General features: G+C 66.0%; 11 protein-coding genes. 6 read left to right on the top strand and 5 right to left on the bottom strand.

Annotated features, from left to right (window positions below):
- Positions 1-296 precede the first annotated feature (296 nt).
- From ACW9J6_RS20125 to ACW9J6_RS20115, 3 genes are all read right to left on the bottom strand, one after another.
- Positions 297-1,475, bottom strand: a complete 1,179-nt coding sequence (locus ACW9J6_RS20125; RefSeq protein WP_457118283.1) for an acyltransferase family protein — start codon at positions 1,473-1,475, stop codon at positions 297-299.
- Between the two features lie 1,247 nt (positions 1,476-2,722).
- On the bottom strand, positions 2,723-3,697 hold the full coding sequence (locus tag ACW9J6_RS20120; RefSeq protein ID WP_457118282.1) for an O-methyltransferase: 975 nt from the start codon (positions 3,695-3,697) through the stop codon (positions 2,723-2,725).
- 4 nt (positions 3,698-3,701) lie between these two features.
- Positions 3,702-5,018 carry an ATP-binding protein gene (locus tag ACW9J6_RS20115; RefSeq protein WP_457118281.1) on the bottom strand — a complete coding sequence of 439 codons (1,317 nt, stop codon included), beginning with the start codon at positions 5,016-5,018 and terminating at the stop codon, positions 3,702-3,704.
- Positions 5,019-5,178: 160 nt separating this feature from the next.
- On the opposite strand from ACW9J6_RS20115, the gene ACW9J6_RS20110 reads away from it, so the two are divergent.
- Complete coding sequence (locus ACW9J6_RS20110; RefSeq protein WP_457118280.1) at positions 5,179-6,258, top strand: DNA cytosine methyltransferase; 1,080 nt, start codon at positions 5,179-5,181, stop codon at positions 6,256-6,258.
- A gap of 1 nt (position 6,259) precedes the next feature.
- Positions 6,260-6,682, top strand: coding sequence for a very short patch repair endonuclease (locus ACW9J6_RS20105; protein ID WP_457118279.1), 423 nt, complete (start codon positions 6,260-6,262; stop codon positions 6,680-6,682).
- Between the two features lie 40 nt (positions 6,683-6,722).
- Here ACW9J6_RS20105 and polA read toward each other — a convergent pair whose 3' ends face one another.
- On the bottom strand, positions 6,723-9,773 hold the full coding sequence (gene polA, locus ACW9J6_RS20100) for a DNA polymerase I (protein WP_457118278.1): 3,051 nt from the start codon (positions 9,771-9,773) through the stop codon (positions 6,723-6,725).
- A gap of 244 nt (positions 9,774-10,017) precedes the next feature.
- On the opposite strand from polA, the gene ACW9J6_RS20095 reads away from it, so the two are divergent.
- From ACW9J6_RS20095 to ACW9J6_RS20085, 3 genes are all read left to right on the top strand, one after another.
- The gene (locus ACW9J6_RS20095) at positions 10,018-10,491 is read left to right on the top strand and encodes a hypothetical protein (RefSeq protein WP_457118277.1); all 474 of its coding nucleotides are present in this window, start codon (positions 10,018-10,020) and stop codon (positions 10,489-10,491) included.
- Positions 10,491-11,135 (top strand): ribonuclease T2 family protein, encoded by a 645-nt coding sequence (locus ACW9J6_RS20090; protein ID WP_457118276.1) that lies wholly within the window; start codon positions 10,491-10,493, stop codon positions 11,133-11,135. Before ACW9J6_RS20095 ends, ACW9J6_RS20090 begins: the two co-directional genes overlap by 1 nt.
- A gap of 79 nt (positions 11,136-11,214) precedes the next feature.
- Positions 11,215-11,667, top strand: a complete 453-nt coding sequence (locus ACW9J6_RS20085; RefSeq protein ID WP_457118275.1) for a SclB protein — start codon at positions 11,215-11,217, stop codon at positions 11,665-11,667.
- Between the two features lie 65 nt (positions 11,668-11,732).
- Here the strand turns inward: ACW9J6_RS20085 and ACW9J6_RS20080 are convergent, their stop codons facing one another.
- Positions 11,733-12,830: a site-2 protease family protein gene (locus ACW9J6_RS20080; protein ID WP_457118274.1), complete on the bottom strand. Its 1,098-nt coding sequence runs from the start codon at positions 12,828-12,830 to the stop codon at positions 11,733-11,735.
- 192 nt (positions 12,831-13,022) lie between these two features.
- Between ACW9J6_RS20080 and ACW9J6_RS20075 the strand changes: the two genes are divergently transcribed.
- Positions 13,023-13,829, top strand: coding sequence for a universal stress protein (locus ACW9J6_RS20075; RefSeq protein WP_457118273.1), 807 nt, complete (start codon positions 13,023-13,025; stop codon positions 13,827-13,829).
- Positions 13,830-14,015 lie beyond the last annotated feature (186 nt).

The raw sequence follows: 14,015 nt of genomic DNA, 5'->3' as shown, positions 1-14,015 counted from the left end.
GACAGGGCGGCAGGCACGGTTCCTCCTCGTGCACCTGAGGATTGATCTCCACCAGGTAACATCCACATAGGAGCGGGACCACGTCCAGCCAAGCGAAGCCATTTCTACCTGAACGATAAATGCTCTAAAGCCTTGTCCGACGACGTGGATCCCGGTTCGTCGTAGACCATGCGTGACAATCAAAGACCGAGAGCAGTGTCCGATTGCAACGCGATCGGATGCTGCTCGAGGGCCGGGGAGCGGACGGGTCCCGGCCTCCGTCGTCGGCCCCGGCCCCTGGCGACGTCCCCGATCCGTCACGGCGGCGAGGCGCTGAGGATCCGTCCGACATCGCCGCGCGCCATCACGTACCGCCGCAAGGGCCGCTCGACGACGCGGTAGAACAGGGACGCGACCAGGTACACCGCGACCAGGCTCGCCCCGACGCTGACGATCGCCATGGCGTCGCGGCCGAGCCAACCGAGCGACCGCTCGCAGACGACGAAGACCGCCTGGATCGTCTGCAGATGCACCAGGTAGGCCGAGTACGACATGATGCCGATGCGCACGAGGCGCGGGTGGGTGCAGGCGCGGAAGAACGTGCCCTCCCCGGCCGCCACCGCGTTGAAGAGAACGGCCACCAGCACAATGCGCGCGACGAGTTCGACCCGCGCATCGCCCACCCAGGGCTGGAACGTCACGAACACCGCGAGGGCGAGCCAGCCGAGGGGCGAGGCGATCCGCGGCGCGGCGAGACGCGGCCAGGGCGGCCGGCCGCCGCGCCGGACCGCCTGCACCACGAGGCCGAGCCCGAAGAGCGGCAGGAAGGCGAGCAGGCTGTGGGGCAGCCGCTCGATCCCCGACCCGAGCGCCAGCAGGGCGATGGCGCCGCTGACCCCGAGCATGAGGGCAGCCGCGCCCCCGAGCCCGGACCCGGCCCGCAGCCGCTCGAACAGCAGGAACAGGAACGGTGCGAGGATGTAGAAATGCACCTCGACTTCCAGCGACCAGCCCGGCGGAAACAGGCGCGGGAAGGTGTTGTAGAGGATCTTGTGGACGTAGAAGACGCTGGCGATCAGGCTCTCGAGGAGCGATTCCGGCTGCACGTTGTAGAGGTTCGTCCGCGGCGGCTGCCATGTCGAGAGCGACAGCAGCAGGCCGGTGAGGCCCAGGACCAGCGCGTAGGGCGGAACGATCCGGATCGCACGGCGGGTGTAGAAGGCCGCGAGACCGGCCCCATCGTGCCGCGGCATGCCCCGGAGGCTGCCGGCGATGAGGTAGCCGCTGATCGCGAAGAACAGGTAGACGCCGGCGGCCGGGGCCGAGACGCACGCGATCAGCGTCCTGAGGACGGGGCCGTGGACCTGATCGGACAGGTAGAACCTGTCGAGGCGCTGGACCAAGTGTCCGCCCACCACGATGAGCAGGGCCATCCCGCGGAGGCCGGAGATCTCGGGTTCGTGACGCGCACGGACGTGATCAGGATCGATCGTCATCGCCGCCTCGCGGAGTGGTGCCAAGATCCGAGGCAGCCGTCGACACCACTCCAGACCGCGGTCGGCAGTGTCTACGCAGGCAACTTTCGGGCCAATACTGATTGATTCGGAATTTGCGCGCACTATGCTGGTGCGAAACCTGTGATGCAAGCCGTGGCGCCGCCCGTTTGCGGCCGGAGACCATGCGAATTGCCGGAGGGCGGGTCTGAATTCTCCAGGCCGCCGCCAGATGAGCGGATATCATTCCCCGCGGCGCCGGCGATCTGTCTCTCGATTGGCGTTCGTCACGAAAATCTCATGACGAAGGGTTGCGACGACTTGGTCGGCGGCCCGGGGGAGGCTTGATCGGGCGGCCGGATCTGCGTGACCCGCGTCCCGCTGCGTCATCCGGTGTGGTGTGGGGCTCAAGATACGGCGACGCTCTCGCGGTGCGGGCAGGCGTGGGCGTGGACAACTTTGGCGTTGGGGGCTGGCGGGTTGGCCGGGGGTGGGGTGGGGATTGCGCGCACGCGGGGGTGGCGCGCGCGTGGGCGGATAATCCTGACGCGGGAGGGGGATCGGCGCCGTGTTCGTTCGGCGCTCGGGCTCGCACGCGATGGGACGGGAGGCGGCGCGGGGATTGCGGCGCGCCTCCGCCTTCTGGTGCGAGCGGACTGACGCCACCCGCGTTTTCGACGAGTGATTCGCCGCTGCGATGAATGGGCTGCGCGCGACGGAGGACCACGCTGGCATCAACTCGGCGACGCTGGCCTCCTGCGGGCAGTGCGCGATTTCGGCACGGTGGAGGTCGACAGGGTGGTGGTGAGGATGCGCAAGGCTCTGATCGCCGACCCGCTCTTCGGCACGGTGACAATCCGGACAGACTGCCGGGCAGTGCACGACCTCACCCTGTCCGAGTTAAGGCGCCCGGGGAGGGATGGGGCCATATGATGGCGATACGTCCGTCTCGACCATCCCAGTGGAGCGGGCGTTCCGACGACTGCAGGAAGGGGTGATTGAGGCGTTCCGCTCTATAACGGAGCCGCAGCTTTTCGAATAATCTTCGCACCCCTTACTACTGGGGAAACATTTCTACGAATAATTCCGATAGCAGAAGATATGCTCGCCCTAACAAAGAATTTACAATCCAATTATAATATATCAAATTTTCTCATTCTACAACTATCTTTATAAATATATTGCACATGTGTCGATATGAAAATATCATTATGAAAATATCATTCAATGTGAATTTGTGGTCGTTTAAATTATGGTTCAAATGACGCAAAAGTCGGAAGATATCTGTAAAAGGTAGCGAAATTTTTGGCATCCCTCAAAGGTGCTTCGCCTGGATCTAATTGCTGGCCGGCCACCAACGGCAATCTAGTCTCTATGTCTCTCATTTCCTTCGGAGTTAGCTTTGGCACCTCAATTCGCACAGCGTCTTCGGACGCACAGTAGAACGGCAGTCCCTCAAAGCCACACGATGCAAATATGCCGTTCTGGCCTCGATCAACAAAAACGCCTGCAAGTGTCGTCATCTTGGCACCGTCAGCGTATTCCCACGCGCCAATCTGACGAAACTCAAGCCACTGGCTAGCTGGACGACCCACATTCCTAGCGTTCAAGCAATCATCTATCTCCGACCGCATAGCACCCCGGACAAGCTTCGAGAGTTTCCAGCCTCGTAAATCGGAGTCCTGTGCATTGAGAGGCACGCGTGCCGCCCCTATGGCGCGCTTAAGGCTTTCGATGGTTTCCGCGGGTTTCCGTTCGTCGGGGTCCTCACTGGTAGTGGTAAGTGGCGCTGTCTCAGATTGCGCACTAGCCACAAGAACGCTTCCCGATCCGGCAGACAATGATATTGTCCTAAGGTCCGCGAGCATTGATCGGCTGAGTGGGTCGTCATAGTCGAGCCAAGCTATCGTTCTCAAAGACCAATCTATCTTCGGCAACTCGGAAGCTGAATCGCCAAAACGCATATCTATACCACGAAATGGCTTATTGAACTCAAAGCTCTTCGCATGATTCGCCTCGCGTTCAATCGAAATCATGCGATCTATGCCCAGAGCCCGATGAAAGTGTGTGAAATCTGAAAACCAAACTGACCCAAAACCAACATACTGGTAAGATTCGACCGCTCCAAATTTCGAAAGCCGCCTGAATGCATCAGCAAGCATTCGCCTTTCGGCAAATTTCGCTGGCCGAATCGAATAATCAATACTACGGTAGCTTGCGACCACGATCCTAACCTTCGATCTTGCGATACGCCTCGTCAAAAGTATCTTCCCCAACAGCTTTCGCCGTGGAAACTCCTAAGTGCTCCATTAACGCTTCTATTTGCTCGATTGGACGATTGTAGGCAATCGTTCGAGTACGCGGCGCAGAATATTTTGTTCTATCGGGCCGGACAAAACTGGTTGGTTGCCGTATGACTTCAGCTTGCTGCGGTGCACCGCTAGCCAAAGCCTTTGAGAGAGGGCCCTCTCGCCCCTGTGTCGTAATCTCAGCATCAAGTTCATTTAAGAAATCAATAACTGTGCGAGCGGCTACGATCATTCGCTCTAAGGCACGCCGCCAGATCGGGCTATCGGCATCGACACCTGTCTTTGTCGTATTCCATGGTAGCCTCTCTGCATCTCGGCAATCGAAATAGGCAACACCTCTGAATCTTGCATATTGATTATGATATTTCGGAATTTCTGGCCGCTGTTCAGCAACTTGTCCCCAGCCGGTATCTTCCGTTCTATTGCCAGCAAGCACTACTCGACCGTTGCAAACCACATACCATCCCGCAGCTTGCGGATCTGACGCCCCAACGCCAGCAACTATGCGTACCGACACCGACGCTTGCCCTTCAGCTTCATCCTCATAAGCGTCAACTGCCGGAGTCACCGTCCCAGTTATCAATTTTAGATCTGTAGCAGATAAAGATGTACCTTCAAATCGAATTGACAGCCCTTTTGCAATAAACTGACGCTGATGAGTACGGAGCATTTCAGCTAATATTCTCTTGAAAGACTGCGACCCAAATTTTGCCGCAACTTCGGGTCGCAAACGTGAAACGGCAATTCGCGTTCCGCGTTCGTGCTCTGGCACCGTCAAGCCGATTTCATGGGCAGCAAACGCGAAGCGCCAATCCCGGGTCCCCTCCCATGCATCAACGTCTACGTCTACGCACCATCGCTCGGTTTCGGTAGCTGACGCAACGACGAATTGTCTTCCAAATTTAAACAATGCTCGCTTCATACCCACGCCGAACTGCCCAATCGAGTAAGGCGTAGCTCGGGTCTTGTCCTCACGCCCAAATCTAAATGCATAGTTTTTTGCTGTGTCAATATCAAACCCTCCACAGTTATCTGATATAGAAAATTCCTTTTCCGTCATAGAAATTTCAACGGAAAGCTCTCTATAATCACGATTTATAGGATCACGAAGTCGTTTCGCACCATCGATACAATTATCGACCAGATCTAAAACAGCCCTCTCAAGAGGAATATCTCTAATTAACATATCAACAAAAAATGATTTGGTCGGCATTACGCTGATGGATTGCTCATCCACTGCGCTCTCTGGTTCCGCTCCCGTCATCTCGGATCCTCCTTTCCAACACGATAAGGCCGAACGGAGGAAGTCCACAACTTTGAAATGCGACAGCCCTGGCGACGATCTCGCAACCGTGCTCCGCCTGCTACAATGAACGGATGAGCGAGGTTGGTACGGAATGCGCGTGGTGGATCTTTTCTGCGGTTGCGGCGGCCTGAGTCTCGGGGCGCGGAACGCAGGACTCGAGCTAGCCCTCTCCGTTGACATCGATCCAGTATTAACGAGTTCCTACGGGCGTAACTTTCCCCGTTCTCGCTTGCTGCTCGCCGATGTCGCTGAGCTCAGCGGTGCGGATTTAATGAGCCATAGCGGGCGTCGGATCGATGGAATTGTAGGTGGGCCCCCGTGCCAAGGCTTTAGTGAGGTCGGTTTGGCAAGCCCAAACGATCCTCGTCGTCGATTGCTCTTTCATTTTTTCCGCTTAGTGGCAGAAGTTAGTCCATCGTTCTTTTTGATGGAAAATGTGCGCGGCTTAGCGTTCGAGAAGAATCGTAAAGAATTGGATGCGGCTTTGTCGCTCGTCGTTGACCGGTACGACGTGTTTGGGCCAATAAAACTCGACGCCGCTGCATTTGGCGCTGCAACGACGCGACCGCGGGTGTTTTTGATCGGTTTCGCCCGCTCTACCGTAACTCAGTTCGGAATCGATGATCTAGCTACCTGGCAGCGCTCACCAGCCACAGTTAGAGATGCGATAGGTGATCTCCGAGATGCAACGTTGGAAGGCAACGACGACGACGGGCTGGATTGGTGGCGCTATGCGCCTAACTCAAAGCCGGCGGCGTATGCGCGACGGCTCCGCGGGTCCCGACAGCTCTTCACGGGCCATCGCTCCGTCCCACACGCAAAGGCGGTAGCCGAGCGCTTCGCCTCGGTACCTCAAGGTGGTCGAGATGTTGTCGGCCGGCACGTTCGCTTGGACTGGAATAAACAATGTCCAACGATTCGTGCGGGAACAGGTCCGGATCGAGGGTCGTTTCAATCAGTAAGACCCCTTCACCCCGTTGAGCCACGCGTGATCACAGTGCGAGAGGCGGCTCGACTGCAAGGATTCCCAGACAGGTTCGTGTTCCATCACACTGCATGGCATAGCTTTAGGATGATTGGAAACAGTGTATCACCGATTATCGCCGAGAGCATCCTTAGGGCGGTTCGCTTGAAAGTCTCCGCCGCGCCTACGCTCGCAGCGGCGGAGTGACGTGGTCGACAGGCTTACACCACAAGCGCGATCCCGCCTCATGGCTGCGGTCAAGGGGAAGAATACCTCGCCGGAAATCAAATTGCGGAAGTTGGTGCACCGATTAGGTTACCGTTTTAGGATCCACAAGCGCGACTTGCCGGGAACACCCGATCTGGTGTTCACCCGCCGCCGCAAGATTGTGCTCGTGCACGGCTGTTTCTGGCACCGGCACCCCGGTTGTCGGAAAGCATCTACACCAACAACTCACGCAGATTTCTGGCAATCCAAATTCGCAAGGAACATCCAGCGTGATAGAGAGAACGAACAGTGTCTCCGTCAGCTGGGGTGGGATGTACTGACCGTTTGGGAGTGCGAAACGAGGGACAGCGAGCGACTGTCGAAGATATTATGTGAATTCCTTGGGCCTCCAAAACTGGGGTAGTTGGCTGCGCTGTGGATTTGCCTCATAGCCGCCCCCCCCCTCAATGCGCCTCCTGCCAATTCCCCGCCGCCTTCGCCTCCACCGCCAGCGGCACGGATAAGTGCACCGCCGGGTGCGGCGCCTCCTCCATCACCTTGGCGATGAGCGGCAGGGCCCGCGCCACCTCCGCCTCCGGCGCCTCGAACACCAGTTCGTCGTGCACCTGCAGCAGCATCCGGGTCGACAGCCCCGCCGCCTGCAGCGCCCCCTCCATCCGCACCATCGCCCGGCGGATGATGTCGGCCGCCGTGCCCTGGATCGGGGCGTTGATCGCCTGGCGCTCCACGCTCGCCCGCTCCTGCGGGTTGTTCGAGCGGATCTGCGGGTAGTGGCAGACCCGGCCGAACAGGGTCGTCACGTAGCCCTTGTCCCGGCAGGCCTTCTTGGTGTCCTCGATATAGGCCCGGATGCCCGGGAAGCGCTCGAAATACTGCTTGATGAAGGCCGAGGCCTCGCCCTGCGGGATGCCGAGCCGGTCGGCGAGGCCGAAGGCCGAGATCCCGTAGATGATGCCGAAATTGATGGTCTTGGCCCGCCGCCGCAGGTCCGGCGTCATCTCCGACAGCGGCACCCCGAACATCGCCGAGGCCGTCGCCGCGTGGATGTCCAGCCCCTCCGCGAAGGCCTGCCGCAATTGCGGGATGTCCGCCATGTGGGCGAGGATCCGCAGCTCGATCTGGCTGTAATCGGCCGAGATCAGCTGGTGGCCCGCATCCGCCACGAAGGCCTGGCGGATGCGCCGGCCCTCCTCGGTGCGGATCGGGATGTTCTGCAGGTTCGGGTCGGAGGAGGAGAGCCGCCCCGTCGTCGTCGCGGCGAGCGCGAAGGAGGTGTGCACCCGGTCCGTCGCCCGGTCCGCATGCTCCTGCAGCGTGTCCGTGTAGGTGGATTTCAGCTTCGAGAGCTGGCGCCACTCCAGGATCTTCTTGGGCAGTTCGTGCCCCTGCCCGGCCAGCTCCTCCAGCAGCGTCGCGGGCGTCGCCCACTGGCCGGACGGCGTCTTCTTGGCGCCCGGCAGCCCGAACTTGCCGAACAGGATGTCGCCGATCTGCTTCGGCGAGGACACCGAGACGGCCTCGCCCGCCATCTCCTGGATCTCGGCCTCCAGCCGCGCCAGCGACTGCGAGAAGTCGCCCGAGAGCCGGCTCAGCATCCCGCGGTCGACCCGGATGCCCTCGCGCTCCATCCGGGCGAGCACCGGCACGAGGGGCCGCTCCAGGGTCTCGTAGACGGTGGCGCGGCGCTCGGCGGCGAGCCGCGGCTTCATCAGGCGCCACAGGCGGAGCGTCACGTCCGCGTCCTCGGCCGCGTAGGCGGTGGCCTTGTCGAGGGGCACCCGGTCGAAGGTGACCTTGGCCCGGCCGGTGCCGGTCACGTCCGCGAAGGTGATGGGCTGGTGGCCGAGATGGCGGCGCGCCAGTTCGTCCATGCCGTGCGAGCCCTTGCCGGCGTCGAGCACGTAGGAGATCAGCATCGTGTCGTCGTAGGGCCGCATCTCGATGCCGTGCCGGGCCAGAACCAGCCAGTCGTACTTCACGTTCTGGCCGACCTTGAGGATCGACGCGTCCTCCAGCAGCGGCTTGAGGCGCGCCCGCACCGCGTCCCACGACAGCTGGCCCGGCAGCAGCCCCTCGCCGAACAGGTCCTCGCTGCCGCGGTGGCTGAGCGGGATGTAGGCGGCCCGGCCCGGCGCGGTGGCGAGCGAGACGCCGACGAGGTCGGCCTTGTGCGCGTCGAGGGCGTTGGTCTCGGTGTCCACCGCCACCACCCCGGCCTCCCGCGCCTCGGCGATCCAGGCCTCGAGCCGGTCGAGGGCCGTGACGGTCTCGTAGGCGGCCGTGTCGAAGGGCTTCACGGCCTCCGCGGCGCGGGACGCCACGAGGTTGCCGGGCGTCGGCTCTGTGGGGCCGCGGGGCTTGGGCGCCGCATCGGGCAGGCCGAGATCCGCGAAGGGGTCGGCCTCCGCGGCGGGCGGGGCGGCGGCCTCGTCGCCGAAGAAGGGCGTGGCGTCGCTGCCGCCCTGCGCGTTGGCGTAAGGCGCGGCGCCCCCGGGCAGCAGGGCGGGGTCGGGCGTCACCGCCTCGGGGTCGACGTGGAGCATGGAGGCGATGCGCCGCGTCAGGGTGTTGAACTCCATCGCCTTCAGGAAGCCGACGAGCTTCTCCGGGTCGGGCGCGGGCATGCGCAGGGCGTCGAGGGGCACCGGCACCGGCACCGCCTCGTCGAGCGCCACCAGCCGGCGCGAGAGCCGGGCCTGGTCGATGTTCGCGAGCAGCGTCTCGCGGCGCTTGGGCTGCTTGATCTCGCCGGCGCGCTCCAGCAGCGCCTCCAGGCTGCCGAACTCCTTGATCAGGGCCGCCGCGGTCTTGAGCCCGATGCCCGGCACGCCCGGCACGTTGTCGGAGGTGTCGCCGATCAGCGCCAGCGCGTCGCCGATCTGGGCCGGATTCAGCCCCTCCCAGCGCTCCACGATCGCGGCGGCGTCGAGGTTGCGCTCCGGCCGGTAGCCGGGCTTGCCCTTCTGCCCCGACTCGAAATCGTAGAAGCGCACGAGGTCGCCCACGAGCTGCATCAGGTCCTTGTCGGAGGACACGATGATCACGCCCGCCCCCCGCGCCTCCGCCTGCCGGGCATAGGTGGCGATGAGGTCGTCCGCCTCGTAGCGCTCCAGCTCGATCGGGGTGAGGCCGAAGGCCCGCACCGCCTCGCGCATCAGCGGCATCTGGCGCTTGAGGTCCTCGGGCGCGTCCGGCCGGTGGCCCTTGTAGTCCGGGAAGATCTCCTTGCGGAACGAGCCCTCGGACTTGTCGAACACGATGGCGAGGTGGGTGGGGCGCGTCCCGGCCGCCCCCTCCTGCACGAACTGGGCGATCTTGGCGCAGAACAGCCGCACGGCGCCGGTCGGCATCCCGTCCGAGGGCCGGAAATTGTAGCGCTCGGGCTGGTTGATCGACTGGAAATAGGCCCGGAAGATGAAGGAGGAGCCGTCGACCAGCAGCACCTGGTCGCCCGGGCCCACGGGCTTCGTCTCGGACACGGGTTCGGCGGTCATGCGGGGCGGCTCGGTTCCGGGCAGGGCCGCCCTGCATAGAGCAGGAGCGGGCCCGCTTGAAGCGCGCGGCGCCGCCGCCTGTGGTCCCGCGACACCAGTCCCGGGGAAAATGCCGGCCCGGGAGCCGGCGCCTTGACTTGGCCGGAGCGGAGGGCTTCGTCTGGCGCTCAGTCCGCCGCTCTGTCCCGGCGCGCGCGGTGCCCGTCCGGGGCGCGGCGCCCGCCCGCACCTCGAAGGTCCGGCCATGCGCCTGAAGCCCGTCCTCGCCTCGCTCGCCGCGGCCCTGGTGGTCGCGAGCGCCGTCTCGCCGGCCGCGGCGCGCTCCGCCCGCCGGGAGGTCCAGCCGGCCGAGGAGCGGGAATTCCCCTTCGATTCCGACATCCCGGGCTGCCAGGACCCGGACGTGCTGGAGAAGGTCTCGACCCAGTTCGCCGAGAAGGAATCGAAGTTCTGGAACTCGTCGCTGACCATCCTCAGCTACGAGCGGATCGAGCGCACCGCCTGGCGGCCCTGGGGGGTCGACTACATCCCGCGCCGCTTCTGCACGGCGGTCGCCACCACCTCGGACGGGGTGCGGCGGCGGGTGGAGTACTCGGTGCGCGAGAGCCTCGGCATCATCGGCTCGACCTGGGGCGTCGAGGCCTGCGTGCACGGGCTCGACCGCAACCTCGCCTACGCCTACGCCTCGGCGAATTCCTGCCTGATGGCGCGGCCCTGATGCGCCGCGCCGCCCTCCTCCTCGCCGCCGCGCTCGCCTCCCCGCCGGCCGCCGCGCAGGAGCGGGGCGGCACGCCCGGGCAGTTCGACTTCTACGTCCTGTCCCTGTCCTGGTCGCCGACCTACTGCGCGCTCACCGGCGAGCGGCGCAACGACGCGCAGTGCGAGGCCGGCCGCAACCCCGGCTTCGTGGTGCACGGGCTGTGGCCGCAATACACGCGCGGCTACCCGAGCGATTGCGGGGCCTTCCCCCGGCCGGTCTCGCGGCCGGCCCTGGCCGAGGCCGAGGGCGTCTATCCGAGCGAGGGCCTCGCCCGCTACGAGTGGCGCAAGCACGGCACCTGCACGGGCGAGGACCCGGCGAGCTACTTCCGCCTCGCCCGGCGCGCCCGCGACGCGGTCAAGATCCCGGAGGCCTTCCGGACCGGCTCCGGCCAGCGCGTGGCGCCGGTGGAGGTCGCGCGGCAATTCGTGCTCGGCAATCCGGGCCTGCGCCCGGACATGATGGCGGTGACCTGCCGGTCCGGTCGGCTGGAGGAGGTGCGGATCTGCTTCTCCAAGGACCTGCGCTCCTTCACGTCCTGCCCCGAGGTGGCGCGGCAGAACTGCCGGGCGGACGCGGTCACGGCCGAGGCCGGGCGCTGAGGCGCGCCGGAACAGGCGCCCGCGCGACGGCTTGATCTCACCCCGGGGGCGCGTGCCCCGGCGGCGAGAGGAGGCCCGCATGGCGACGAACCCGAGCGATCGCGAGACTCCCCGGTCGCTGCTCACGCCCGAGGAGCAGCGCGAACTGGAGCGGCGTCTCGCGCGCCCCGACGGCCCGCGCGACGATGCGGGCCGCGCGCCGGATCCGGGCGACTTGCCGGGCGAGGCCGACGACGTGCGCGCGGCCTTCGGGACAGCCGGCGCCCCGGCCGATTCGGACGCCGGGAAGGCAGGCTACGGCGGCATGGGCGGCGACGGCACGGCGCATTCCGGCACGTTGAGCGCGCCGGGCGGCACAGATTCGACGCCATCGCGGATCGATGACGTGCCGGCCTCCGAGCGGGGCAACCCGGACGAACTCGCGGCCCGCGGCGACCTCGACCGGCGCAACCCGCCGCGGCGCGAGGACACCGGCCCGGGCGGCCAGACGGTGTTCACCAACGCGGAGCGGGACGGGGCGAAGGGGGGCTAGACGCGCGACCCGAACCCTCCCCCCTATGCGGGGGAGGGTTACGACGCGGCGCGCCGCCCCTTCCCTCACCCGCCCCGCTTCAGCCCGGTGCGCCCCTCCGGCCGCGCGGCCAGCACCATCATCATCTCCCCGACATTCTCCGGCGTGATCAGGCCGACGAGGCGCCCGAAGGAATCCGTCACGCCGACCGCCGGCAACCCGCCCTGCTGCATCAGGCGCAGCGCATCCTCCAGGGGCTGGCGGTCGCGGACGGTCGGGATGTCGCCGCGCATCACCTCCAGCACCGGCGCGTCGGGGCCGCGCTCGCGCAGCGCCCGGATCATGTCGTCGCGGGTGAGCACCCCGCGCAGCCGCCCGGCCCCGTCGACCACCGGGAATTCGTGCTGGGTCGTGGCGATCAGTTCCTGCACCGCGTCCTCGACCCGGGAGGCCGGCCCCAGGCTCTCGTAGCGGGTGATCATGGCGTCGCCCGCCATCAGGCCCCGGGAGACCTGCCGCATCTGCACCGCGTGCGCCTCCGAGGCGGCGCCCAGATAGACGAAGAAGGCGACGAACAGGAGCAGCGGGTTGCCGCCGACGAGGCCCAGGAGGCCGAGCGCGAAGGCGACGGCCTGCCCGACGCCCGAGGCGATCTGCGTGCCCCGCGCGTAGCCGAGCCGCGCCGCCAGGATCGCCCGCAGCACCCGCCCGCCGTCCATCGGGAAGGCCGGGATCAGGTTGATGCCGACCAGGACCAGATTGACCCAGAGCAGGCGCTGGAACAGCGAGACGCCCGGATTCTCCACCTCGGCGCTCGGCACCGCCCCGAGCACCAGAACCAGCAGGCCGGCGATGACCACGTTCACGGCCGGCCCCGCCAGCGCGATGACGAGTTCCTGGCGCGGATCCTCGGGAATACGCTCCAGCCGCGCGACGCCGCCGATCGGCAGCAGCGTGATGTCGGGCGTCCGCACGCCGTAGCGGCGGGCCGCCAGCACGTGGCCGAACTCGTGCAGGAGCACGCACAGGAACAGGAGCACGATGTAGAGGACGCTCTGCAGGGCCGCCGCCTGCCCGCCCCGCGCGAAGCCCGCGGCCCCGATCCAGAGCAGGAAGAGCAGGAAGGTGAGGTGCACCCGGATCACCGTGCCCATCACCGTGCCGAGCGGCAGCGACCAGCCCATCCCGCACCCTCCTGGCGGCCGACCGTCGGGAAGCCGGCCACAGAAAACCTGGACTTCTCAACGATCTAGGGCGGAGAGCGGCGGAGTCGAGCCGCGCGGCGGCCCGCCCCCGGACGGGTTGCGCTGGATCAACGCGGCACGCCCCCGGCCCGGCCAGGATGGGCCCGACCGATCGCCCCCGGGAGGAATCCGATGACCTACGCGAGCCTCATGGTGTCCCTCGATCTCGGCCCGGACGCGCCCGCGCGGGTGCGGCTCGCCGCCGATCTGGCGGGCCGCTTCGACGCCGGCCTGATCGGGGTCGCCGCCCGCGCCGTGCCCGACCCGCTCACCGCGACCACGATCGAGGAGGCGGAGGCGCTCTACGAGGGCGAGAAGGACCGGGCGCTGGCGGAGATCGAGGAGGCGCAGGAGATCTTCCGCCGCGGCACGGTCGGGCACGCCGAGACGGCGTGGCGCTCGGCGATCGCGCATCCCGAGCCCTACCTCGCGCTGCAGTGCCGCGCGGCCGACCTCGTGGTGGCGGGCCGGGACGGCGCCGCGGCGGGGCCGCTCGGCGTCGCGCCGGGCGCGCTGCTGATGGAGGCCGGCCGCCCCGTCCTCGTGGTGCCGCCCGGCCGCGACCGCCTCGACGGGACCCGGGTGCTGGTCGCCTGGAAGGACGCGCCGGAATGCCGCCGGGCCGTCGCCGCCGCCCTGCCGCTCCTGCAGGCCGCCCGCGAGGTCCGGGTCCTCGGCCTCGCGCCCGAGACCGACGGCGGCGCGCTCGCGGACGTCGCCGCCCATCTCGTCCGGCACGGGGTCGCGGCGGCGCCGAAGCTCGGCACGGCCGCGGAGCGCCGGCCCGGTGACGCGATCGCCGCGGAGACCGCCGCGCTCGGCGCCGACCTCGTGGTGATGGGCGCCTACGGGCACAGCCGCCTGAGGGAATGGCTCTTCGGCGGCGCCACCCGCGCCATGCTGCACGCGGCGACGGTGTGCTGCCTGATGAGCCATTAGGGGCAGCCCCTCCCCTTTCTCGACCGAGGGCAGGGCCAGCGGACGGAGATCCGGAAACCGGGTGCAGACGTCGGGGAGGACCGGCCGTCGTCCCGATGCCCTCCCATCGCCGTGCGTCCCACCGGAGACAAGGCGTCGCTGCGGCGGCGCTCGCGCTCGCGCGTTCCCTTCCCGACGGGAGGAGAC

The organism is Methylobacterium sp. JK268 (genome assembly GCF_054052225.1).
Note: the sequence above shows the minus strand (reverse complement) of the source record. Positions and strands in the feature narration are given on the sequence as shown.

Excerpts from the sequence above, each read along its gene's own strand:
- ACW9J6_RS20075 (WP_457118273.1), top strand. The coding sequence starts at position 13,023 with ATGACCTACGCGAGCCTCATGGTGTCCCTCGATCTCGGCCCGGACGCG.
- ACW9J6_RS20080 (WP_457118274.1), bottom strand. The coding sequence starts at position 12,830 with ATGGGCTGGTCGCTGCCGCTCGGCACGGTGATGGGCACGGTGATCCGG.
- ACW9J6_RS20095 (WP_457118277.1), top strand. The coding sequence starts at position 10,018 with ATGCGCCTGAAGCCCGTCCTCGCCTCGCTCGCCGCGGCCCTGGTGGTC.
- ACW9J6_RS20090 (WP_457118276.1), top strand. The coding sequence starts at position 10,491 with ATGCGCCGCGCCGCCCTCCTCCTCGCCGCCGCGCTCGCCTCCCCGCCG.
- ACW9J6_RS20110 (WP_457118280.1), top strand. The coding sequence starts at position 5,179 with ATGCGCGTGGTGGATCTTTTCTGCGGTTGCGGCGGCCTGAGTCTCGGG.
- polA (WP_457118278.1), bottom strand. The coding sequence starts at position 9,773 with ATGACCGCCGAACCCGTGTCCGAGACGAAGCCCGTGGGCCCGGGCGAC.
- ACW9J6_RS20085 (WP_457118275.1), top strand. The coding sequence starts at position 11,215 with ATGGCGACGAACCCGAGCGATCGCGAGACTCCCCGGTCGCTGCTCACG.
- ACW9J6_RS20125 (WP_457118283.1), bottom strand. The coding sequence starts at position 1,475 with ATGACGATCGATCCTGATCACGTCCGTGCGCGTCACGAACCCGAGATC.